Annotated in this window: 22 protein-coding genes and 1 other annotated feature; of the genes, 7 read left to right on the forward strand and 15 right to left on the reverse strand. The window is 38.2% G+C overall.

Annotation, left to right across the window (positions count from 1 at the left end):
* Window positions 1-248 (forward strand) — a binding site (T-box leader).
* A 94-nt stretch (window positions 249-342) separates the two neighbouring features.
* A complete protein-coding gene (asnA, locus tag ACG72T_RS06055) occupies window positions 343-1,350 on the forward strand; it encodes an aspartate--ammonia ligase (RefSeq protein WP_395265270.1) in 1,008 nt (335 codons plus the stop codon).
* Window positions 1,351-1,531: 181 nt separating this feature from the next.
* Here the strand turns inward: asnA and ACG72T_RS06060 are convergent, their stop codons facing one another.
* The 4 genes from ACG72T_RS06060 to ACG72T_RS06075 all read right to left on the reverse strand — a co-directional run bounded on the left by ACG72T_RS06060 (window position 1,532) and on the right by ACG72T_RS06075 (window position 4,743).
* Window positions 1,532-2,140, reverse strand: coding sequence for a hypothetical protein (locus tag ACG72T_RS06060; RefSeq protein WP_395265271.1), 609 nt, complete (start codon window positions 2,138-2,140; stop codon window positions 1,532-1,534).
* A 312-nt stretch (window positions 2,141-2,452) separates the two neighbouring features.
* Window positions 2,453-3,343 (reverse strand): helix-turn-helix transcriptional regulator, encoded by an 891-nt coding sequence (locus ACG72T_RS06065; protein ID WP_395265272.1) that lies wholly within the window; start codon window positions 3,341-3,343, stop codon window positions 2,453-2,455.
* A 193-nt stretch (window positions 3,344-3,536) separates the two neighbouring features.
* Window positions 3,537-4,289 (reverse strand): LiaF transmembrane domain-containing protein, encoded by a 753-nt coding sequence (locus ACG72T_RS06070; RefSeq protein WP_395265273.1) that lies wholly within the window; start codon window positions 4,287-4,289, stop codon window positions 3,537-3,539.
* Window positions 4,279-4,743 (reverse strand): LytTR family DNA-binding domain-containing protein, encoded by a 465-nt coding sequence (locus tag ACG72T_RS06075; RefSeq protein ID WP_395265274.1) that lies wholly within the window; start codon window positions 4,741-4,743, stop codon window positions 4,279-4,281. The genes ACG72T_RS06070 and ACG72T_RS06075 overlap by 11 nt, the downstream gene beginning before the upstream one ends.
* A gap of 170 nt (window positions 4,744-4,913) precedes the next feature.
* On the opposite strand from ACG72T_RS06075, the gene ACG72T_RS06080 reads away from it, so the two are divergent.
* Entirely contained in the window at window positions 4,914-5,612 is a 699-nt protein-coding gene (locus ACG72T_RS06080) for a Bax inhibitor-1/YccA family protein (RefSeq protein WP_395265275.1), read from the forward strand.
* Window positions 5,613-5,825: 213 nt separating this feature from the next.
* Here the strand turns inward: ACG72T_RS06080 and ACG72T_RS06085 are convergent, their stop codons facing one another.
* From ACG72T_RS06085 to ACG72T_RS06110, 6 genes are all read right to left on the reverse strand, one after another.
* A complete protein-coding gene (locus ACG72T_RS06085; protein WP_395265276.1) occupies window positions 5,826-6,761 on the reverse strand; it encodes a metal ABC transporter solute-binding protein, Zn/Mn family in 936 nt (311 codons plus the stop codon).
* A complete protein-coding gene (locus ACG72T_RS06090) occupies window positions 6,758-7,609 on the reverse strand; it encodes a metal ABC transporter permease (protein WP_395265277.1) in 852 nt (283 codons plus the stop codon). Before ACG72T_RS06090 ends, ACG72T_RS06085 begins: the two co-directional genes overlap by 4 nt.
* A gap of 2 nt (window positions 7,610-7,611) precedes the next feature.
* The gene (locus tag ACG72T_RS06095; RefSeq protein ID WP_395265278.1) at window positions 7,612-8,349 is read right to left on the reverse strand and encodes a metal ABC transporter ATP-binding protein; all 738 of its coding nucleotides are present in this window, start codon (window positions 8,347-8,349) and stop codon (window positions 7,612-7,614) included.
* Between the two features lie 155 nt (window positions 8,350-8,504).
* Window positions 8,505-10,535 (reverse strand): hypothetical protein, encoded by a 2,031-nt coding sequence (locus ACG72T_RS06100; RefSeq protein WP_395265279.1) that lies wholly within the window; start codon window positions 10,533-10,535, stop codon window positions 8,505-8,507.
* A gap of 459 nt (window positions 10,536-10,994) precedes the next feature.
* Window positions 10,995-13,526, reverse strand: a complete 2,532-nt coding sequence (locus ACG72T_RS06105) for a M1 family metallopeptidase (protein ID WP_395265280.1) — start codon at window positions 13,524-13,526, stop codon at window positions 10,995-10,997.
* 130 nt (window positions 13,527-13,656) lie between these two features.
* Window positions 13,657-13,893 (reverse strand): cytochrome b5 domain-containing protein, encoded by a 237-nt coding sequence (locus ACG72T_RS06110; protein ID WP_395265281.1) that lies wholly within the window; start codon window positions 13,891-13,893, stop codon window positions 13,657-13,659.
* 150 nt (window positions 13,894-14,043) lie between these two features.
* Here ACG72T_RS06110 and ACG72T_RS06115 point away from each other — a divergent pair, with 150 nt between their 5' ends.
* Window positions 14,044-14,502, forward strand: coding sequence for a nitroreductase (locus ACG72T_RS06115; RefSeq protein WP_395265282.1), 459 nt, complete (start codon window positions 14,044-14,046; stop codon window positions 14,500-14,502).
* A 61-nt stretch (window positions 14,503-14,563) separates the two neighbouring features.
* Here the strand turns inward: ACG72T_RS06115 and ACG72T_RS06120 are convergent, their stop codons facing one another.
* From ACG72T_RS06120 to ACG72T_RS06130, 3 genes are all read right to left on the reverse strand, one after another.
* Window positions 14,564-15,310, reverse strand: a complete 747-nt coding sequence (locus tag ACG72T_RS06120) for an alpha/beta hydrolase (RefSeq protein WP_395265283.1) — start codon at window positions 15,308-15,310, stop codon at window positions 14,564-14,566.
* 122 nt (window positions 15,311-15,432) lie between these two features.
* Window positions 15,433-16,299: an aldo/keto reductase gene (locus ACG72T_RS06125; RefSeq protein WP_395265284.1), complete on the reverse strand. Its 867-nt coding sequence runs from the start codon at window positions 16,297-16,299 to the stop codon at window positions 15,433-15,435.
* 17 nt (window positions 16,300-16,316) lie between these two features.
* Window positions 16,317-16,862, reverse strand: coding sequence for a DapH/DapD/GlmU-related protein (locus ACG72T_RS06130; RefSeq protein WP_395265285.1), 546 nt, complete (start codon window positions 16,860-16,862; stop codon window positions 16,317-16,319).
* A 107-nt stretch (window positions 16,863-16,969) separates the two neighbouring features.
* Here ACG72T_RS06130 and ACG72T_RS06135 point away from each other — a divergent pair, with 107 nt between their 5' ends.
* From ACG72T_RS06135 to ACG72T_RS06145, 3 genes are all read left to right on the forward strand, one after another.
* The gene (locus tag ACG72T_RS06135) at window positions 16,970-17,860 is read left to right on the forward strand and encodes a LysR family transcriptional regulator (RefSeq protein WP_395265286.1); all 891 of its coding nucleotides are present in this window, start codon (window positions 16,970-16,972) and stop codon (window positions 17,858-17,860) included.
* Window positions 17,857-18,267, forward strand: a complete 411-nt coding sequence (locus tag ACG72T_RS06140) for a nucleoside 2-deoxyribosyltransferase (protein WP_395265287.1) — start codon at window positions 17,857-17,859, stop codon at window positions 18,265-18,267. The genes ACG72T_RS06135 and ACG72T_RS06140 overlap by 4 nt, the downstream gene beginning before the upstream one ends.
* Window positions 18,268-18,437: 170 nt before the next feature.
* On the forward strand, window positions 18,438-21,182 hold the full coding sequence (locus ACG72T_RS06145) for a cation-translocating P-type ATPase (RefSeq protein ID WP_395265288.1): 2,745 nt from the start codon (window positions 18,438-18,440) through the stop codon (window positions 21,180-21,182).
* A 108-nt stretch (window positions 21,183-21,290) separates the two neighbouring features.
* Here the strand turns inward: ACG72T_RS06145 and ACG72T_RS06150 are convergent, their stop codons facing one another.
* Entirely contained in the window at window positions 21,291-21,830 is a 540-nt protein-coding gene (locus ACG72T_RS06150) for a dihydrofolate reductase family protein (protein WP_395265289.1), read from the reverse strand.
* 227 nt (window positions 21,831-22,057) lie between these two features.
* Window positions 22,058-22,945 carry a serine hydrolase gene (locus ACG72T_RS06155; protein ID WP_395265290.1) on the reverse strand — a complete coding sequence of 296 codons (888 nt, stop codon included), beginning with the start codon at window positions 22,943-22,945 and terminating at the stop codon, window positions 22,058-22,060.
* 267 nt (window positions 22,946-23,212) lie between these two features.
* On the opposite strand from ACG72T_RS06155, the gene ACG72T_RS06160 reads away from it, so the two are divergent.
* On the forward strand, window positions 23,213-24,202 hold the full coding sequence (locus ACG72T_RS06160) for a zinc-binding dehydrogenase (RefSeq protein WP_395265291.1): 990 nt from the start codon (window positions 23,213-23,215) through the stop codon (window positions 24,200-24,202).
* The last annotated feature ends 50 nt before the right edge of the window (window positions 24,203-24,252 follow it).

Below are 24,252 nucleotides of genomic sequence, written 5' to 3' on the forward strand. Positions count from 1 at the left end.
TAAAAAACGACAAGAAAGAGGAGTACGATTTTTCATACCGACAGTGAATTGGGAGTGGTGAGAACCCAATGGTAAATGATAAATCCGAATAACACTTTCTTATGTTTCTGGCTAAAATGAGCAATCAAAGTAAGTTCAGACGTTAACCGGTACGTTACCATCGGTGGAGCATGCTAGTGCTCTTATTGAGGTGGTCTATTTTAGATAGGCAACTTGGGTGGTACCGCGAAAAGTCTTTCGTCCCAATTATTATTAACTTAATAATTGAGATGAAAGACTTTTTTATTTTGCATTTATTTAAAGACGGTTGACCGGTCAGCCGACACATTGGAGGAAAATATTATGGACTTGATTATACCAAAGGACTACGATCCAAAATTATCTGTTAAAGAAACTCAAAAAGCTATTCAATACATTCGTGAAACTTTTCAAGATGAATTTGGCAAGGAACTAAATTTATCCCGTCTATCTGCACCTATGATGGTCGAAAAAGGTACTGGTCTAAATGATAATCTTAATGGTGTCGAATCCCCTGTTTCTTTCACAATGAAAGGTATTCCAGGTGAAACTATCGAAATCGTTCACTCACTTGCTAAATGGAAACGTCTGGCTTTGAAACGTTATCACTTTGAAATGCATGAAGGTATTTACACTAACATGAACGCTATCCGAAAAGATGAAGATCTTGATAACATTCATTCAATCTACGTCGATCAATGGGATTGGGAAAAAATCATTGCTAAAGATGAACGGACAACGGCAACTTTGGAAAGTACCGTTAAGCAAATCTTCAAAGTTATCAAACATATGGAGCACGAAGTTTGGTATAAATTCCCTGAAGCTGTCCACCATTTACCAGATGAAATTCACTTCGTTACAACCCAAGAACTAGAAGATAGATGGCCTGACAAAACTCCTAAGGAACGTGAAGACGCTATCTGTAAAGAACTCGGTTGTGTCTTCTTAATGCAAATCGGAGGAGCTATGAAGAGTGGTAAACGTCATGACGGCCGTGCCCCTGACTATGATGATTGGAAATTAAACGGTGATATCTTATTCTGGTATGAGCCTCTACAACATGCTCTAGAAATCTCAAGTATGGGTATCAGAGTTTCTGAAGAATCAATGAAAGAACAATTGAAGATCGCTCACGCTGAAGATCGTGAATCCCTTCCATTCCACAAAATGTTACTGGCTGGAGAATTACCATACACAATCGGTGGTGGTATCGGACAATCACGTCTATGTATGTTATTGCTCGGCAAAGCTCACGTTGGTGAAGTTCAAGCTGCTGTTTGGCCAGAAGACTTACGTGAAAAATGCGAAGAAAATAACATTCACTTACTATAAAAATTAATGATCCTTCCCCCTACGAAAAAAACGTTGATGAATACAGACTCATCAACGTTTTTTTCTTTCTTTTTAAATTCGATTTTTTTATAATCAGATTTCATGTAATAAATTTTTTACAAATATTATCTAAACCTTTATTACCTTTTGAATCGAATTGCATTTCATTTTCTTCTTTGACTCATTGTCCGTAATACATGTGGTAAGCAGAATCTATATTCGGAGCTAATTCTACTTCTGGTCTTGTACTAAACATTTCATGATAAATATTATTATCATTACCTAAGAAAAACACTTCACTCATCATACCTGTATCTAAGGCTACTGAATATTTAGCACTCACTGTCTTTTCAGGTTCTACTCCATCCTTGCCACCGATAACATCGCCATAATCTAGTTGACTATACACTCGAAATTCGTCAAATTGACCACCACCGTTATAGGCTTCAACTTTAACGTTATCTTTAAGTGTGATCAAATCATGATCAAGCAAGAATCTCTTAAGCTCTTCTGCACTATTAATCGTGTTTCGTCCCTTTTGCATGGAAGAATCAACTTTTTGAACGCTATACTTACTTACGGCATAGTCATAACTCAAGATTTGATTAGATTCCATGCTTTGCAACGTCTTGCTTCCAAAACTACCATTTTGCGGTGTCATTGAAGCTTCATTGCCCGCACTGTACTTTAGCTGCAAATTAGAATTAGCCGGAGAGGCACTGACGCTTTCATAATAATAACGTGATAACTGACTGGATTTACCCATATATGTCTTCGATTGATTTGCCACATTCAATGTCACTATTTGCGATTTGGCATCATACGAATATGTACCTTGAGTTGAAACTAATTCCGAAGTATCCCCATTAGTAATTTCGTTATAAACCCAAATAAATTGATTGCCTTTGAAGAAAATACCCGAAATGTCATCTTCATATGTAGATACAAAATTTTGATTAGAAAATTCAGTACTACTGTTCGACTTAGCTGCTTGGTGCTTTTTGCCGTTAGCTTTGGCTTTCTTATGACTAGCCTTAACTACTTTATGTGTCGTAACTTTCTTAGTGTCGCTTTCTGGGCAAAATAAAAAACAATGAAATTATCATTGCTTTTTTTCATCGTCATATAAACGATAAGTATCATATAGAGTTTTCTTGATATCATCAGCGATAGCTTTGGGTTTCACAACTCGTAAAATGGTCGTCTCTCCCAATAGCCATAATTTTACTCCGTCAGAATAGTTGACCTCAATCTCAATCAAATTAACCGAGAACGGAAAACGATTTGGCCGATCAAGCTTCTTAATAACTTTGCAAGACGGAAACTTATCTCTGATATAACCGATATATCCGTAATATTCAAAATAGATCCGCGTCTTTTTACCTGGGTATCCGTAAAGATTCAACTGCGCATCCCTACCGTGATTAGGTCGTTTACTGTAGTCATCGGCTATTTTAACGTGAATAACTTTTATATCGGTCATCCAGTCGATTCGATAAGTTACGTACTTATGGGTTTCCTTCTCCAAGCCAACTAAAAAGAAGTAATAATTGTCAAAAAAGGTATGCACAGGCGAAATCTCAACCGTTTCTGTCTGAGCATCCTCTTGTGCCTCATGATTAGTATATTGGAAACGTATTTTTTCATTATTGGAAATATTTTGTTGCAAGGCCCATAACTTATCCTTGCGCAAGCTCGTATCATCGATAAAAGTTTGCGTCAATCGTTCGCTAGCAACTGCATCTTTAACCACCTTACGATTGTCGACGCCAACCATATCGATCAATTTGTCAATCAATTCTGGCAATTCAGTTTCATTCAACGAACGACTCGAAACCAAAATTTTCGTCAGCAATAAAATCTCATTTTCCTTTAAAAGTAAATTTTGACTGACAGTGTGATAGCGCCCATCCTCTTTAAAGGTAAAATGCCGATTCAAAACGTTAGTCTTATCGTCAAAAGCAAGCTTGAGATTTTCTATAATACGCTGCACGTTTCGAATATTAGTATTCAATTTTTCAGATATTTCTTTATTCTTTAATGGTTTGTTCTCTAATAGTAGAAAAAATATTCTCAATGTTAAGTTCATGTTGTTTCCCTATCCCCTGTGACTATTAGATTAGCATAATTTGTGGGATTGAGAAATAACCTATCATTATATAAAAAGTTCTAAGCAAAGATTGGATTTAAATATAAGTAATCTTCAATCCGGACAGAGAAACCAATCCTTGAACAATAACTGTTGGGCTCGAATCGGTCACATCTTGATAGCCTACTTCAGTGACTCCACCAAGGTTATTATCGATCTTTTTGACAACATTCCAAGTCTTGGGCAAGTACAATTCAATCCCACCGAGTGAAACGTCCAGATTGATTACGGCTGAATCATGAACTTGGACGTTATCGAAGTAAACTTTGGCATCGCCCATAGATACGTCGATATTAGCTTCATGAAAGTCATCTGATTTCACATAACGAATACTGCTGCCCATTTTGACGTAAATATCAATATCAGATTGATTCATCGTCTCAATGTCAGGATCAACCACACCTTGAAACCTTTTACCTCTATTAGAGCTCCATTGATACTGTTGATAATATTTTTTTCTCAACCAAGGGCGACGACGAGCTAAAAGCGGGCGAAAGATCATTGATAATCCAATTGAAATCAGCAATGCGGCCCCCAAGATGGTCCATGGTACCAAAGTTGTGATATGCAATGGTTTGGCATAGAGAATAGCTAGAAAGGCGGTCGAAAAGACTGCCCCAGGTATTGCGACATAAACCAAGCTTTTAATCAAAAAGGCAACCAGGATTATCGTGGCCACAATTGTCCAAAAGCTGAATGTATAGGTGATTAAATGCAATTGACTAACAACTAAAATAGCAGCACTTAAAAGTAGAAATACACCCCAGAAAATTCCATTTCTATTTTTCATTTTTCAAACTCCTTTGACTTAATTTCATTTTTAATTCTTTCAAAAAGCGTCGTGACACATAAATCTGCTTATATGAATCGCGAAACTGGATTAGATTTCCAGTTACTGAACGAGATAATGAAGAAACTTCGTTGATATTTAAAATTGAAGATTTAGAAATCCGTAAAAAATTATCTGGTAAGTTTTCTTCTAATTCATACAGCCGGTAATGGATCAAAAAGGCATTATCAGTCGTATGTGCAAAGACGTTTCGATCGTTAGTTTCAAAGAACAGAATGTCCGAAAGCGCTAATGAATACAATGTTTCACCAATATAGCCATTGATCTGGTTAAATCTATTTTCGATATCTTTAAGACCAGCGACCAACTGTGTTACTTCGGCATCATTTTGGGCTGCTCTGATAACAATTTCTTTCTCTTGATACTCAGGTGCAATATCCAAACGAATCTTCACATCGACCCACCCCCTTTTCGATAACTGTATTACACCACTTTCAAAGACTGCTGTATATGAATTTTGTCTAAGTGGTCAATTTGAGAAACTAAGCGGTCCCCTTTCCCAAATTACAAAATAATGTTATTCTATTGTACAATTATTCTAATAAGATTTGAGGAGGATTAAAAATGCAATCTGTAGATAAAGTAAAATCTGTTGGTTTAGCGAGATTTACATCTCTAGTATATTTATATACTGGACTAGGAATCGCGCTTTGGACCATTAGTGCGCAATTGATTGCCAACAACCAAGCTCTATCAGAAATGATTTTCCAAGGTATGGCTCAACACCGAATCATTTCGCTAATTTTAATGATTGGAGTTCCCTTTGCTTTTATTGGCTTAAGTAGTCGTTTAGCAACAAAGTCATACTTATTGACCTTTATAAGTTACATAGGTTTCATCGTTACCTTATCGGTGATCGGGGTTCCAGTCTTTTACCTTTACTCAGCTAAGAGTATCGTACAAACATTATTCGTTACATCAGCTGCTTTTGGGGTTTCGGCCGTTATCGGTTTTGTAACTAAAAAAGATTTAACATCTTGGAGCAGAACCTTATTAACTGCTTTGATTGCCATCATCGTTGTTGAAGCTATCAACTTATTGATTTTCCACAGTTCAGCCTTACTAATGTTATCTAGTGCTGTGGTCATCATTTTATTCTTGTTCTATATTGCCTTTGATTCACAAAACATCAAACGCATTTACCAACAATATTCTGCTTCAGAAAGTTTAGGTGCAATCGCTTTGGTTGCTTCAATCAGTTTGGTACTTGATTTCATTAACTTGTTCTTGAGTATCATCCAAATTTTTGGAAATAGCAACTAACATCAGTTCAAAGTAAAGATTTGATTCTTTACTTTGAACTTTTTTCTTTTCACAATCTAATTCCTTGCATCAGTATAGAGAAGGTAGTACTATATGTGACTCATGGAAGAACTCGAAAACAACTAGTCCTCAATTGCTATGTTTTCGGTTTTTTCGTGAGTCTGAATCGAAAAAAATTCCTCGTAGTCTTTTAAAAAGACTGCGGGGAATTTTTTATTTTAAGCCGTTATAAATTTTATCGATATTCCATTTCATCATTGAATAATAAGTATCGCCATTCGTACCTTTTTTAGCTAATGAATCAGTGAAAATCTTTGAATAGATATCTAAGCCTGACTCTTTAGCAACTTTATCCATTGACTTAGGTGAAACGGATGATTCCACAAACAAATGCTTGACGTCTGAAGCGTTGATCTTCGCTAAAACAGCTTTCATCTGATCGGGTGTTCCTTGTGCTTCAGTATTGATCTCCCAAATATACGCTGGATTGACATGATAAGCTTCTGAGAAATACTTAAAGGCTCCTTCAGAAGTGACTAATACTCGTTGTCCTTCAGGAATCTGTAAATATTTAGACTCAGCTTCTTGATGCAATTTCTGTAATTTAGTTACATATTTATCAGCATTGGCTTGATAATAATTCGCATTCTTAGGATCTTTTTCCTGCAAAACTTTGGTGATTGTTTTGACATATTTGATTCCGTTAGCTAAATCCAACCAAGCATGAGGATCTTCTTCGTCTTTATTAGTAGTTAAATGCTTAGCTTTAACATCGGCACTGGCTGAAAAAACTTCGCGACCAAATTTCTTATTGGACGTCTTGACTAGCTTCGTAAACCAACCATTACCACCAGTTTCCAGGTTCAAGCCGTTATGAAAAATTACATCCGCATCGGCTGAAGCAGAAACATCAGTCGGTTGTGGCTCATATTCGTGCGGATCAGTCCCACGTTTAACGATACTATATAGTTTGATCCGGTCCTTCCCAACGTTATGAACTATATCTTCTAAGATTGAATTCGTAGTTACTACATGGATCTTTTCGTTGTCAGCGACTGTTTTAGAATTATTATCTCGTTGATATAAAAAGAAGTACACGCCGCTGATCATCAGGATAACTCCAACTAAAGTGATGAAAAATCGCTTCATTGTGTCACACTCCTTTTCAACTTAAAGAAGTTTTGTTTCGGTGAGGCAACAAAAGAAATTGCGAATAAAGCGGCGGCTACAATAACAATTGCCGGACCAGAGGCCCAATTGAAAGTATAACTAAAGTACAAGCCAGTAATAGATGACGCTACGCCCACAACCGCTGAAAGAAGCAACATCGTTCCTAATTTATCCGTCCAAAGAAAGGCTGTCGCTGCTGGTGTGATCAACATCGCCACTACCAAGATGATTCCCACGGTTTGTAAAGCTGAAACAGTGACCAAGGTTAAAACTAACATCAAAGCATAGTGGATCACTTGTGCATTCAAGCCATAAGTTTTGGCATAAGTTTCGTCAAATGAGGTTACTAGCAATTCCTTATAGAAAGTCACAACGAACAAAATAACTAATCCTAAGACAACTGCAGTAGTCATAATATCAGTGTCACTAACTGCCAAAATATTTCCGAACAAAATATGATGTAAATTAGTAGAACTTTCTGCCATTGATATCAAAATAAAACCTAAAGCATAAAAAGCACTGAAGACGACCCCAATCGAAGTATCAGTTTTGATCTTACTGCGTGAGGCAACAAAGCCAATCAACAGAGCTGCTAAGACGCCGAATACGGAAGCTCCAATCAAAATATTGATGCCGAGCATATAGGCTACAGCAACTCCTGGCAACACAGCATGAGAAATGGCGTCTCCCATCAGTGACATCCCACGTAAGATAATGAAACTTCCAATAATTCCGGACATTATCCCAACCATAATTGCAGTCAAGAGGGCACTTTGTAAGAAGTCATATTTTCCCAAAGCATTAATAAAATCAATTATCGAAGTCATACCTAAACACCTGCCTCTTCTTGAAATAGAACAGAAGATAAGTCAGCACTGAAGGCACTCTCGATATTCTTCGGATTATAAACTTCCTTGGCTGGACCATAATCGACGATGCCATGGTTTAAAATCACTAAATCATCAAAATATTTAGTTACCTTATTCAAATCATGATGGATAACGATAATAGTTTTATTCTCATCTCGCCACTGCTTCAAGATTTTCATAATGGCCGTTTCACTCTGCAAGTCGATCCCGACAAACGGTTCATCTAAAATAATGATCTCAGCTTGTTGCACGATAGCTCTAGCAACGAAAACTCGCTGCAATTGTCCACCCGACAGATTTCCAATTTGGCGTTTGGAAAATTCAGTCAAGGAAACTTGTTTTAATGCATCTGCGGTAGCTGCTCTTTCAGCTTTACCAGGATTTTTAAATAAGCCTAATTTTCCATAAGTTCCAGTCAGAACTAAGTCAAAGACATCGATTGGAAAAGTTAGATCCAAATCCTTTCTTTGTTCAACATAAGCAACTTGCTTTTGAACAGACTTCATTGACTGACCTTTGTAGTCAATCTCACCTTGACGAGTTTTGATTAGATTCAAAATTGCCTTGATCAAGGTCGATTTACCTGCACCATTCGGCCCAATGATCCCAGTGATTTTACCCGCGTTGAATTTAACGGCTACATCAGCAAAAACTGGTGTGTCATCGTAAGCGACAGTGAGGTTCTTAACGTTTAGCATAAAGAGCCTCCATTCTTAGACGTTTCCCCCCGGTTCTGTCGTAAGAATATCATATACTTCATGACACATCAAGAAAAAAGTTAGGCGAACTTAATTCTGATTTTACCGTTATATTAAAAAAGATTATTTCATCATCTGAAATAATCTTTTTAGTATTAACTTGTACTGTCAACTAATGTCCAGGTAATTACCCCTGTATGAACTCCTGCTGAACTATTTCCACTTTGACGCAACAGGATTCCATCATTGCTATCCCAACTGGATGAAACGTCAGTTTCGTCATTGCTAGCCTTGGTACCAGTAGCAATCATCGTCAAATTATCAGTCAAGGATTGTTCGGAATCAGCTTTATTTACAAAGACTAATCCTCCCTTAAAGTTATTACTCAACGACGTAGCTTGGGCTGATAATTGCCATTTGGAGCCAACAGGTCTGGTATCTTTGACATCAACGGTCCATTTGCTACTACGGCCAATCACCTTGTTCAGTGGATACTCTTGAACATTGCCGAAACTCATTTGATTTGAAACCGTCAAATTCAAAATTGAATCCGACACGTTGATTGTAAAGGTGATCTGATTAGATACCTTGTGAGTTGTTTTATCAACGACATAAAGCGTGACCGTGTTACTTCCTTTGGCTAACTGATCCGCTGGTATCGTCAAAGTAAATGGATTGCTGGTCATACTGCTGATCATCATCGAAGAATTATTATTCACTTTGGCAAATATCTCAAAATTATTCGGATCAACACTAGTTTGGTCACTGTAAGCCACTTTACCTTGAACATTTACCGGTTGATTCAAAAGTGCATTGATAGTCGTATTACCAACTGCAGTTAAATTGATATCAGCAATATGTTTGATCACAAAAGCCTGGGTCATCACATCTTTTTGCAAATAATCTCCGTCAAAACTAGCATGTTGAGCTGGCACAGTTATATCAGACGTATTGGACCCAACTACGGTTCCGGTAAAAGTGATCTCTGCCGACTTATAACCGTCCTTCCAAAGCGATTCTGCTAATTTATGTTTAACTTCATTATTAGTCATACCGCTCAATTCACTGATGGTTTCAGTCTTCTTATTGCCGCTCGTATCGGTATAAGTAATTACTCCTTGCGTATAGTTGATATTGGTTGGCAACTTCATATCACCAACAATATTACTCCAACTTCTGGAACCACTTAAATAATTCAAATTGTAATTGATATTGACCTGATCTCCATCATAAACCACATTTTTATTAGGATCAGTTGTCGTAGGATCACTAATTTCACGTTGAGAAGTAATATCATACATACTAGCTGTAGCATCAGCTTCAACTATCGCTGGAATAGACTCAAAGTTGATCAAGTTATTTTCTTGACTATTACCAGTAGATCCTGTGAATCCCCAATACAATTTGGTAGTTCCCTTTGATAAATTAAATTTAGTTAAATCAATTGGGTAATCTTGATCAATATCTGGTGTTCTCAAAGTACCATCAATATCTTTATCATTAAACTTCATATTGACTGTTGCCTTAGTAGAGTCAGACGCATTAGGCGTCCAAGTCATCGTAACATGGTGCCAACGATCATCAGTTAAGAAATTATTAGGAAATTTAGCGGTCTTAACTTTAATAATTGGATGTAAATGATCCATGATCAATCCAGGATACGTACCTGTTAAATAAGTAGATGGCTCGCCAGGATAGTTATCAGCAATGTGATTGATAACGTAACCAATTGCATTTTGACTATCAAAGTTAGTACCTATGCCGCCTTTTTCAGGTGCATTGGGATAAGTATCAAATTCCAACGCCCAACTATTCTGAATGGCTCGAATAGCTAAAGTTGAAGAAGCGTCACTAGCCGAGGTCTCTGAACCCCAAACGCCTAAAGATTCTCCGACGAATCCACTAGAAGGAACTGTAGTAAAGGCATTCTCACCCACGTTTTGAATTACGAAGGCCATCCCGTCACCAGTATCGTCACCACCTGATGAGTATTTTCCACCGAAAAACATCCACATTGACATCGTTTGTTTCTTAGTGATATCAATAAAATTTTGGTCCGTTTCTGCCGTCTGACTACGTTTGGACCAAATAACTCCTACTTTAGCTTTTTTGGTTAAATCTGTATCAGTCTGAGTTAATCGAATAATATCAGAACTACTCTTATTAATCCCACTATTGGCAGGCAAAACAGCCGTATTGTTATCCTTAATTGCAGGAACATTGAACCACGTTGAAATTCCGCTTAGCCCTTCAGGAACCGTCCGATCAACTCCACCATTATTGGGATTATTAGACAGAACAACTGATATATCCGTTTGCGCAGCTTTAACAAACGATCCGCCTAGGGTAATTATTACAATAAAAATACTAAAAGCTAAACTGGTAGCTAAAACAAATATTTTTTTGATAATATCATCCCCTTAAATCTTGAATAAATACTTATTGTAAATTTAATTTATTGCCGTATCTACGTCAAAATTATTGCTCGATTTATATAATTCTAAAGAAATTATATTATCTTCAGCAGGAATATATCACCCAAAAATGTTTCCGTTTTCTTACGTTTTTTGTCTTTTTTTATGTAAAAAAAATATTGCCAGTATTTTTTGACAAATACTAGCAATATTTCCGTTTTATTCTAGAATTTACTTGTTTTCAGCAATGGCCTTATTAACGGCATCTTTTTCAGCTTCAATCAAGTTAACATTTGTTTCAACGATCTTGATATCCATTTGAATTTCACGTGTCAAACCAGGTGTATTAACTTTAGGTTCAAAGAAAGCTTTAAACTCTGCTAAACGTTCTGGGGTATGGAAGACCATCGAAGTAACGGTGATGTAAGTTGAAAATTCCATGTCGCCACCGACTGTCTTCTCCAGCCAATCCCAGTCATTTCTAATCCAGTCCCAAGCAGCTTGTTGTGACTTTTCATTAGCCAAAGTTCCACGATACCAAGCACGTAGATCTTGAGGCTTGATCGTTTCTGCATCTTCGAACTTGTTGATCAACTGACTGATCAAGTTTGGATCTTCTACACTTGTTACGGCTACTGATAGATCAGCTTTATAACTAGGATCGGCCGACTTCACGTAGTCACTTAGCAAGTTATTGAATAATTGCTCATTACCAAAATGTTTAACTTCATTTCTCAAGACTAACAGACGAATATCTGCGGAAAGTCCTGCTAAATTATCTTGGTTAGCCTCAAAAATCTTGTGAGCTTGAGCAATAGCTTCCTCATTTTGAGCATACAAGGCGGCATTCAAAACGTAAGGACGAGTCAATTGATCATCGTTTGATTCGCCAGCTTTTGGTTCCCAGCCTAGACGTTCAACTTGTTTTGCACTCAACTTATTGACCAAAGCTTGCAAGTTCTTTTCTTCAGCTGAATCTGATTTAACAAACTTCTTCAAATTATTAACGACACGATATAAAGCGGCATTAACAACAGTTGAATGACTTTGAGCAAATTTATCCAACAAAGGTACGATGGCAGCGTAAGAAATCTCTTTAGCATCGGCCAACAAACGTAGATCTTGCAAAAGTCCTAATTGAGAAATATTATCTACAGAATCTAAATTGTCTAAAATATCCTTCATCAAGGCATCGTCATACTTCACGATAAAGTGTGAATTATTGCCGACATTCAAACGGAAAGGTTCACCAGCATCCTTACGCAAGTCTTCATAGTCATTGATCACCACACTGTGGTCAGCCATAATCTTAGGAGCAGCGCCATAGTTACTGTTCAAAGGAATTTGCCATTGACGGCTCTCATCCTTACCTTCACCGATAAAGAATTGTTGTTGTGTCAAAGTAATCTTGTTGTCGACTAAGCTAGCAGAAACAACCGGATAACCAGGTTGTTCCAACCATGAGTGCATGATCGAGCCAACATCGATACCAGAAGCATCACCTAAAGCATTCCAAAGGTCATCACCTTTAGCATTGTGATACTTGTGAGCTTCAAAGTACTTCTTCAAACCAGCACGTAAATTATCGTCTCCCAATAAAGCACATACCATTACTAGCATTCTGGCACCCTTAGCATAAACGATTGCTGAATCAAACAGGGCATCGATTTCTGCTGGGTTATTTACTTGAACGTGAACTGATTGAACTCCATCTGTAGCATCACGTTGCAAAGCAGCGGGAACATCAGATGTTTGGAACATTTCCCAAACGTGCCAGTCAGGTTCGATGGCATCAACTGCCACATATTCCATCATATTGGCAAAACTTTCATTCAACCATAAATCGTCCCACCAATTCATAGTTACTAAATCACCGAACCATTGGTGAGCCAATTCGTGGGTAATTACCGTCGCAACTAATTGTTTAGTATCCAAAGAAGTATTATCAGGGTCGACCATCAAATAAGCTTCACGATATGTGACCAGACCCCAATTCTCCATTGCTCCAGCAGAAAAGTCAGGTAGTGCCAATTGCCATGAATGTGGAAGTGGATAAGGAGTTTGATAGAAGTCTTCATAAAACTCGATTGCTCGTTTGGCAATATCTAAGGCAAAGTCCAATTCATTAGCTTTGTGAGCCTTAGTAGCGAAGACCCCTACTTCAACACCACTCTTAGTTGTTGCAACTTTACTTTGAAGATCACCAAAGGCAAAAGCAATCAAGTAAGTCGACATTCTTACCGTTGTATCGAAATAGTGAATCCCATTTTCAGTTCTAATTTCTGGCATGTTAGCCAAAATTGTTTCACCAGGTTGTTCGTCGAACTTGATAGCCATATCGAATTTAGCTTTAGCTTCTGGTTCATCAACACAAGGGAATGCTTGACGGGCAAAAGTGGTCTCAAATTGCGTCCCAATAATTTGCTTCTTAACGCCATTAACTTCGTAATATGAAGGATAGATACCCATCATGGAATCAGTCAATTTAGCATTGTAAGTGATAGTTAGAGTTGTTTGACCAGCAGCTGGCAAAGTGATGTTGATAGCGTCATTGTCATCGTCAGTTGTAAATGGAACTTCTTTACCATCAGCTTGAACAGATTCAATGTTCAAATATTTTTGGTGAATTGAAATTGATGGCACTTTAGCTTCACCATCGATCACAGTCTTACCAGAAAATTGTTTAGTACCACGATTGATATCAATAAAAACATCGTAGCGACTAGGTTGAAATTTTTCATAAAAGCGTGTTATTTCAGTCATAAGTTCCCCTTTGATTAATGTTTTTTAATTTATTTCTAATTTATTATAATCTTTACGATATCGCACTTTCAATAAAAAGGGAACAGATTTGTAAAAAAATAGCCCTTATCCAAAGGACTATTAAACGAAATTATTCAGCTAACTTGCCAACGGCATTTAATTTGGCTAAAACCGAGTGCTTGTGAGGCGACTGCATGATCGCGTCAGATAAATTATTGCCAGCTGTATTACCGTGATGCTTACCACCAGCCCATGGTTGTACGTCAGTAACGTCATAAACTACCCCATCGATTGCAACATAGGCGGGATTGCCGTTTTCTCCGTTAAACTTCTTTAACTCTGCTTCGGTAAATACCTTTTCTGCCATTTAACTAACCTCGCTTTCAAATTTTCTAACTAAGCTCATTATGACACGTTTCTTCTCCAAAAGGATATTTTTAACTACTGTAAAAATCAATTGTGCGAGCGGATACAAAAGTTCTAAAATAGAGTTAATTATCAAATTGGAGGTACTACTATGGAAACATTAACCATGATCAAATCACGTAAAGCTATTCGCCAATATTCTGGACAAATAACCGACGAACAACTCCAAAATATTCTCTTAGCCGCCAACGCCGGTTCCGCTGGGATGGGTGAATTCGAAAATTATCGTCTGACAGTTATCCAAGACTCCCAGGTTTTGTCTCAACTAAATGGCATTTATGACGCTCCAACCGTTATCGTCGTATCTGCTACTAATAACGGATTAATGGAAGGAAATTCTGCTGGCACAATGGTTCACGGTATGGAACTAGCCGCAGAAGATCAAGGACCCGGTGCTAACTACAATATGGCTTGCCTAGGCTCAATTCCTAGTGGTGTCATTCCAGATGGTTTCAAACCTATCTTTGCTTTAACCCTTGGTCAGACAACTGAAAACTTCACACCACGTGATATTTCCTTAGAAAAAATCAAAACTAATATCGTTAAGTAAAACAGGCTGAAGCAAATGAGAGCGGTCACTCAAAATCGAGTTGCCACTCTCATTTTTTTGACTACTCTTTAAAAAATTGACCGACAATCTTTAAAGCTGCTTGACGAGATTTTTCAGAACTGAAACCATGGTCTGCTCCATCTAAAAGATGTAATTGATCATTTTGGTAAACATCATCATAACGTGTCGAAGCAATTTTGTTAACTACTGTATCATTTAAACCATGAATCAAGCAGACTGGTCCGTGATACTGCTTAGCTACTTCATAGATCGGTAAAGTTTGCGCTGTTCGGATGTAGAATCCGCCCAAAGTCAGACCTTTTTTGATGGCTAATTGGTCGGGAACATTGTGAGGATCATAAGTATAACCTTGCGTATCCCCTTTTAAGGCATCATCTTTTAAGGTTGCTGCTGGAGCTAATAAAGCTAATTTAGAAATTTTATCAGGATAATAACCAGCTAACATACTAGCAACCACGCCGCCTTGGGAATGACCGAGCAGATAGATTTTTTGAACACCAGCTAAACTTCTTGCATAATCCAAAATAGCTTTGCCATCAGCGATCTCATTCAAGACCGTCATATCTGCAAATTTACCATCTGATTGTCCATGACCATTGAAGTCAAATCGTAAGGTCGCAAAGCCTAATTCTTCCAAGTGCTTAGCCAATTGAAAAAGTAATTGCTCTGGTTCAACTCCTCGGTTAGAAGTAAAACCGTGCATTAGAACCACTAAGTTGAATTTTCCTTGTGGCTTATTCAAGGTCCCTCGTAAAGTCAATCCGTCACGTTTAATCTCAACATCCATACTTTTATCATCCTCTTTTGACAAATTACGATTATTTTAAACCACTTCGCTTAAAATAGATAATTTTACTCAATTACCTTTAGAACAAAAAAATGGCACCCGCAATCGGGAACCATCTGTAATTATAATTTGCCACCAAAAACTGGAAAGGCACTGGCATCACCATATTCCATCGTGTCAATAGCTGCCAAAGTCTGCATATCTGCCTCTGAAATCTGGAAATCAATTTCAGAATTTGACTTCATATGTTCTGGATTAGCTGACTTTGGTAAAACAATGACATTTAATTGCCAATCATAGCGGATGCACAATTGTGGCACACTGACATGATACTTAGCAGCCATCTTTTTGATGCGCTCATCATTTAGGGCAGCCCCGTGAGCTACTGGTGAGAAAGCTTCGACCGCAATATCGTTTGCTTGAGAATATTTGATAATATCCATAGGCGTATCACCGATATGAATTTGCACTTGATTGACGGCTGGTTTAGTAGCGCTGTTCTTGATCAAATTATCCAAGTCTTCCTTATTAAAACTAGAAACTCCGATAGTCTTTAACTTACCAGCCTTAACCGCATCTTCCATCGCCCGCCAAGTTTCTAAGTTACCTTCAAAATGACGGTCATTTCCTTGGTTAACTTCTTTCCATGGTTGAGGATTATGAATGATCATCATATCCAAATAATCTAATCCCATCTTGTTCAAAGTTTCATCGATTGAGCGCTTAGCTTCATCATAATTTTTGATTTCAGCTGCGACTTTGGAATTTACAAATATCTGCTCACGACTGATACCAGACTCACGAACTGCCTCTCCGACACCACGTTCATTCCCGTAGGCTTGGGCAGTATCAATGTGACGATAACCAATCTCAATCGCACTCTTAACTGCTTGAGCTACTTGATCATCTGGAATTTCCCAAACACCTAAAGCTAGCTTGGGAATCTTTACTCCGTTGTTTAACGTAATTGTTTCATCAAAAACTGTCATAAAATCTCTCCTTCAATTCATTTTTTCTTATGGTCAATTATTTTTATTACTGAAGCCGGCACCCCACCAACAATCGTATTAGCCGGAACATCTCTAGTTACCACTGCCCCAGCCGCTACAATGGCATTTTCACCAATCGTAGTCCCAGGTGTGATCGTAACATTTGCTCCCAACCAAACATTGTCGTGAATGTAAACCGACTTAAAAATCAAGTGTCGTCTTTGATCAGGGGCAGTGTGATGATTAACCGAAGTGATCGTGGCATTAGGCCCTATCAAGACGTTATCTCCGATATAAATGCCGCCTAGATCAACGAACATGGAACAATTACTGATATAGACGTTCTTACCAATATGTAAATTCCGACCAAAATCGGTTCGAAATGGCAGTCGGATCTCAGTGGTAGGATCAATTATTTCATTCGTGATCTGACTAACTATTTGCCTAATTTCCGCTTGGGTATGGGGAGTGTCATTCAATTCTTGAACCAATATTTGATTTTTGTGATTAACTTTTTCAACTTGTTCATAAGCTTTGGTTCCAAGATCCATTTCCGATTTCATTTCAAACACCTCACTGATTGAAATCAGTATACAAAGATATTATTATGATGTTAAATACTTATTAATAATCATTTATCATTACTTTTTCGTATAATAGGAGTCTATCAATGGATATCAGAGTTTTACGTTACTTTATTGCGATTGCTCAAGAACAAAATATTACCCGTGCCGCCCGGCTACTACATATTTCTCAACCAGCCTTATCTCGCCAAATTGCTGATTTAGAAACTAATCTAGGCACTCAACTATTCATCCGTGGTAAACGTCAAATCCAGTTAACTCAAGATGGTTACTACCTTTTGCAAAGAGCCCAAGAGATAATCGGTCTGGTTGACAAAACCACTTATAATTTACAAAAACAAGATGTCGTCAGTGGAACTTTGGATATCGGTGCTGGGGAAAGTGTCGCTATTCAATGTGTCATGGATACGGTTCACGACTTGATTCATCAATATCCTGACATTCAGGTCAACTTTAACAGCGGTGACTCAACCGTGATCGAAGCAGCCTTAGACAGTGGTATCTTAGAGTTTGGTATCATCATGGGGCACCATGAATTAGGCAACTATAATACTATGAAGTTACCTGAAAACAATCGTTGGGGTCTCTTAATGCGTCAAGACGAACCGTTAGCTCAAAAAAAGGACATTACCCCAAGCGACTTGATTGGTCGCCCTCTTTTGGCATCTCGACAAATTAGCCATCACAAAGACTTCATTGCCTGGAGTCAAGGGCTATTTGAACAATTCAAATTTATTGGCACTTATAATTTAATCTTCAATGCCAGTCTCTTGGTCAAAACTGGCAGTTGTCTAGCTTTAACTTATGAAAATTTAATCAATACTTCTGGTGATAGCAATTTAGTCTTTCGCCCCTTAACTCCAACTATGACCGATCCCAATACCTTAATATGGAGTAAGAAACGTCAACTACCGGAAGCCGATCAATTATTTTTAAAAACTTTGCAAGAAAAAATTAAACAGGAGTCTCAAGCATGAAAATATACTTTGCAGCTTCAATTCGAGGCGGACGTGCTGACGTTAAAATTTATCGCCAACTGATCGATTTTCTCAATCAAGATAACCAAGTTCTCACTGAACATATCGGTGACCAGTCTTTATCAATAACTAGTGACGATCAGACCAAAGATGCTTATATCCGTAACCGTGATGTTAAGTGGTTAGAAGAATGTGATTTAGTGGTAGCTGAAACTTCACATCCCAGTTTAGGTGTCGGTTATGAATTAGCTACCGCAGAAAGACTGCACAAACCAGTGATCATTCTCCATAATTCTTCCAAGAGTCAGTTGTCAGCAATGATCAATGGAACAGCCTATTTCCAAAAAATTTTCGAATATCAGACTATTTCTGAAGCCATCAAGATCCTGCAACACAACTTATCCTAAACGGATAATTCAATAATCTTCAAAATAGCCAAAAATATTTTCTGATGATATACTAAATGTACAAGTAAATCTAACTAGGTTGAGCGCAAGCTTCAAGTCAATACTTCTGAGGGTAAGGAAGTTTCTTGAGGCTGGCGCTTTTTCTTTGCCCAAATGAAAGGAATGATTGTGTGGCAAACTATTACAAAATACCGACTGACACGATTCTGAAGCAATTTTCGGTCGACAAGGATCACGGCTTAACTGACAGCCAAGTGACTACTAACCGTGAAAAGTATGGTCCTAACCAAATCGAAGAGAAAAAAGCTGAACCATATTGGAAAATCTTTTTGAAAAGTTTCAAGGAACCAATCGTGATCGTACTTTTAGGAGCAGTTTTATTATCATTTCTCAGTTCTTGGTATGCCTTTCAAGTCCAAGGCGATGGCCAACATGGAAGAGAATCACTCTATGAAGCGATTGCCATTTTAATTTTGATTTTGATCAACGCCTTTTTGAGTTTTTGGCAAGAAATCAATGCCCAAAAGAGCCTCGATGCCTTAAAGGAAATGAACAGCCGTTTTGCGACTGTCCTAAGAAATAATGAATGGCAAAAAATACCGACAGCTGAACTAGTCGTCGGTGATATTTTGAAAGTTGCTTTAGGAGACTTCGTTGAAGCCGATGTTCGTTGGATCGATACGAATGAATTACAAGTCATCGAATCACATTTAACTGGTGAACCCGATGCAATTGCAAAAAATAGCGATGTTATTTCCGAAACCGTTGAACTGGGCGACCGGTTCAATATGGGCTTCTCTGGTTCTACCGTATCGAACGGACAAGGAGTCGGTGTTATCACCGCCACTGGCGAAGAGACCGAGTTAGGAAATATTGCCCGCTTAATGCAAGAAACCGACGTTAAAATCTCTCCGCTACAAAATACTATCAATCTATTGACCAATATTTTAATGAAATTCTCTGCTGCTATCGTTGTCTTTACCTTCGTCGTGGGGATAATTCGAGCAGGGGAATTTAGTGTTAATTCTCTGACGTCCGTTCTCTCAACTTCAATTGCCTTAGCGGTGGCCTCGATTCCTGACGCTTTGCCTGCAGTTCTATCGATCGTCTTGACTATCGGTACCGCTAAAATGGCTCAAAACAAAGGTTTGATCAAATCACTCAATAGTGTGGAAACTCTTGGTAGTACTTCTTACATTTGTTCTGATAAAACTGGGACTCTAACCAAAAATGAAATGACCGCGACTAAATTTTACGACAATGGTAAATTCTTTGACGTTTCTGGCTTAGGCTACGCTCCCCAAGGCCAAATCAGTGGTTCTGTCGACAAATCATCGCAATTCTTAACTGGTGCCGTGCTCTGCAATGAAGCCACAGTTAAAGAAGTCGATGGCCAGTATAAACCCTTTGGTAATCCGACCGAAGTTGCCTTAACTGTACTGGGACAAAAAGCTGGTTTCTTTAAAGACGAGCTCTTAAAAGATTACGAAATAATCCGTACTTTACCATTTACTAGCAGTCGCAAAATGATGAGCGTGGTCGTTAAAAAAAATGACGATTACTTTCTCTACACTAAAGGTGCGCCAGATGTCCTATTACGCAACAGTAGTAGTATCTTGAAAGACAATCAAATTGACCGCTCTCCAAAAGCACAAGCTGATTTCTTAGACGTCGTTGGTCAATATGCTGATCAAGCTTTAAGGACCCTAGCAGTCGGCTACAAAAAAATCAGTCAAAAAGCCGCTCAAACAGCTGAGGTACAAGACTTAGAGACTGATTTAATCATCACTGGTCTCGCTGGTATCATCGATCCTCCTCGTGAAGAAGTAAAATACTCCGTCAAGACCCTCAATGAAGCCAACGTGGCTGTAGTAATGATCACTGGCGATCATGAAAAAACCGCTCGGGCAATTGCTTACGATCTAGGAATCGTTAAGACACTTTCTGCTCCAGTGGTTAAAGGAATCGATATTGAAGAAATGTCTGATGAACAATTATTCAATACCGTTTTAAAGACTAATATCTACGCCCGTGTCACACCTGAACATAAACAACGGATCATTAAACAATTACAGCGCCAAGGACAAATCGTGGCGATGACTGGCGATGGTGTGAATGATGCTCCAGCTTTAAGAGCCGCCGACATCGGTATCGCTATGGGAATCAATGGGACTGAAGTAACCAAAGACTCAGCAGATTTGATTCTATTAGATGATAAATTCACCACAATCGAAAAATCCGTTAAAAGCGGCCGCACTATTTTTGCCAATATCAAGAATTTCATGCGCCATGAATTGACGACTAATGTTGCCGAAGTCTTGTCGTTATTGTTGGGACTACTCTTCTTTAGCCAAACCATTGGTAAAGTTCCTGTTGGGACGCCGACACTGACCGCTATCATGGTCCTCTGGGTCAATATGGTCAGTGATGCCTTGCCATCATTTGCTTTAGGATACGATGTTGCTGAATCTGACATCATGAAAGAAGCTCCCCGTGACCCCAACGAATCGATCTTAGCTAATCATACTTGGTCCAGAGTCTTGGTTCGAGGGACCATCATGGGTGCCATGGTTTATCTAGCCTTCTTATGGGCAGCTAATCAAGGGTTTGGTAGCAATGAAGCTCAAACAGTGGCCTTTTTGACTCTAGTATTTGGCCAATTATGGCATGTGTTTGATGCGAGAAGCTCCAAAACACTCTTTAGAAGAAATCCTTTCGGAAATCCACGCTTGATTTTGGCTGTGGCGTTTGCCGGAATATCATCGGTGTTAGTGACAATGATTCCCTTCTTTAATTTAGTTATGGGAACAGCTACCTTACCTGCCGCAATCTATCTCTATGTGATCTTCATTCCAGCACTGCCAACCTTAGTACTTTCAGGACTTAAAGAACTCTTCAAGATTAAAATCTGGTAAAAAATATTGCTAAATTATTAATTAAAAAAGCCCAGTGGAATTAACCAAAAATGGTTATCACTGGGCTTTGTCGTGGAAAAAATCACATCCACGTCTAATGTAATTTTGTTATTTAGAATAGGTTAGATAAGCCACACCATTGATCTTCTTAGCTGACTCTAAGTTCAATTCCTTAAAGTTAGTCTTTTCAGAGAACAAGGGGATGCCACTGCCCAAAACGATTGGAACAATACAAATTTCATAGACATCGATCAAGTCTTTATTAACTAATGGCGCAATGATACTGCTGCCGCCGATGATCCAGATATCCTTTTTGGAAGGCTGTTGTTTCAACATTTCAACTAAATCACTAACATCATCGTGAATAAAATGAATATTGTCGATGCCTTCAGTCGGATGAGTTGTCAAAATGTAATTCTCGAAATTGCCATATGGATAATCATTAGGCGATAACTCGTTAACTATCTGTGAATAAGTATGACGCCCCATAACTACTGTATCAATGTGCTTTACTAATTTTTCATATTCGTGGTCAGCTGTATCGCCAGAGCTAAAATCGCTATTAGTTAAAAAATCAATAGTGCCATCTTTTTCAGCAATATAACCATCGAGGGTTTCTGCGATGTATAAGATAACTTTTCGTGCCATTCCTTTTGGCCTCCGTTGATTTATTAGGGACAATTATATAATTAATCCTTTTAAATTGCATTAATTGAGTATGATTTTTTAATTGAATTTTCTTATTTTAAGGAAGTGATATCCAAATGACCTTTTAAAGTGTATAATGGATTAGATATCTCAAACAAGGGTGGCAATTCTCAGCCGCTTGATATCAAAAGAGAGCTAGGTGTGGTCACCTAACTCTCTTTTTGTATCTAATAATTATTCAATTGCTTGCCGGCATCAGCACCATAAACAATTTCTTGAACATTCTTAGCAATCTTAGCTATTCGTGGGAAACCACTGAAATCACTTTGGTTGTGTCCGTGAGTCATAATGACCAGAATATATCGCTGTCCATTAGGTAAAGTTACAATACCGGCATCATTGTTCACATCGTCTAAAAAGCCGACCTTGTCTTGTACCGTCGTACCCGCATCAGCTGCAGCTGCACCAGTAGGAATACCCGTACGATAGTTTTGCTCACCCATCCACTTTAGGATCTTTTTTTGATCAGACTTATTTTGAAAAGCGCCTGATCCTGAAGCTAGATCTTCAAGCAATAACTGCAGACTATAACTGGTCGTTTGAGTCGCCTGACCATCTTGAAAGACATTCGGATACCAACCTTGACTCTGAGTGAAATTACTCAACGCGCTCGCACCATAATTGACGATCTGTTGTTCAGAAAAGTCATTGTCGCTGTTAACGATCATTCGTTCAAAGCCATCCTCATTCTCATCTGTCCAACTGAAAGCCCCTTGTAGCTTTTGATTCATCAAGAAAGCTGCGATATAGAGTTTATATGTACTTGCCGAAATATTCACGGCCTTGGCATTTGACTCGACTTCTAAACTGCCCTTTTGGTAAAGTTTGGCTTCCTTGTCATCTGCCGAACTGCTGCCCTCAACAGCACCTAAATTGTAAAAACTCACACTTGCCGTACCATCTTTAGTTACACTATTTAAATAATTGGTCAAATTTGTCTTGATGATCTTTTGCTTCTTTTTGATGACCTGATTGGTCTTCTCATTATCATTGCCACTTGAAGCATAGGAATTGTTAAAATAATAGCTCAATCCAGCAACTACAATACATATCATCAAGAAAAATTTGAGATACTTTTTTATCTTTCGCCTTTTAACTCTTATGAGACTACCTCCACTTTAAAATCATCCTTCTAAATAGTTTCATTATACGAGCCCGAAAATAATTTGCTTAATACATTTCTGTTACATATTTCTGAAATAATGATATTTTGTCAACAAAATGTAATAAATTTATTTTGATTTATTGTATCAGGGATATTCTTTTTCAAGCAAACAAAACAACAGTATAATTAAAATAATATGTTTACCGGAGGAATCTTTATGCAAGCTTACTTATTCACTGATCCTAAACAATCTGGTCTAACAAACCTAAGACAAGAAACTGTTTCGACTCCAAAACCTGGTCCAGAGCAAGTTTTGATCAAAGTTAACAGTATTGGCCTTAATCCCGTCGATTACAAACTTATCTCACAACCACTTCCCAACTTCAAATATCCACATATCTTTGGACTCGATGCCGCGGGAATAGTTGAAGCCGTCGGAGAAAATGTGACCCGATTTAAACCTGGTGATCGTGTATCTGGTCACAATAATTTACAAAATGACGGTGTCTTCGCTGAATATGCAATTTTCCCCGAATACTGCCTCACAAAACTGCCGGATAATGTCAGCTTTGAAACAGCTTCAGCACTTCTATGTGGGGCCATGACAGCATATCAGGCCATCTTTCGGAAGATGAATTTGACCGGCAAGAAAAATATTCTCATTCACGCAGGCGCTGGTGGCGTAGGTTCGATTGCCATTCAATTGGCCAAACTTCAAGGACTCAAAGTTATCACCACCGTTTCTACTGCCAAGACTGCCTTCGTTGAAAAATTTCAGCCTGATAAAATTATCGACTATAAGAATCAAAATGTAACCGCCGAAATAATGAAATATACTAATAACTCCGGTGTGGACTTGATTCTCAATACAGTCAGTGGCGCCGAAGCCAAATTAGACGTAACAGAACGGCTCAGCTACAATGGCGAATTAGTCTGTATCGTGGATGGCCCAACACTTGATGACAACGATATCTTGTTTGATAAAGGCCTCAGCGTTACCACTTTAAATCTTGGCGGTGCCCATCATGGCAATTCACTGACGCAAAAGAAAGATCTAGGTATCATGGCTGGTGAATTATTACAACTCGCTAGTCAAAAGCGGATTGATCCTAGCATTACTGAAGTTTTACCGTTTGATCAACTAGTCGATGGATTAGAAATGCTTTTGCACCGAGATTCTGTGGGCAAGATTATTGTAAGAATTTAAAATTTACTAGTTCTAATCTAAAAAGTCACCTAAGGAAAATTTCTTCCATT

The organism is Companilactobacillus sp. FL22-1, assembly GCF_043951805.1.
Taxonomy (GTDB): domain Bacteria; phylum Bacillota; class Bacilli; order Lactobacillales; family Lactobacillaceae; genus Companilactobacillus.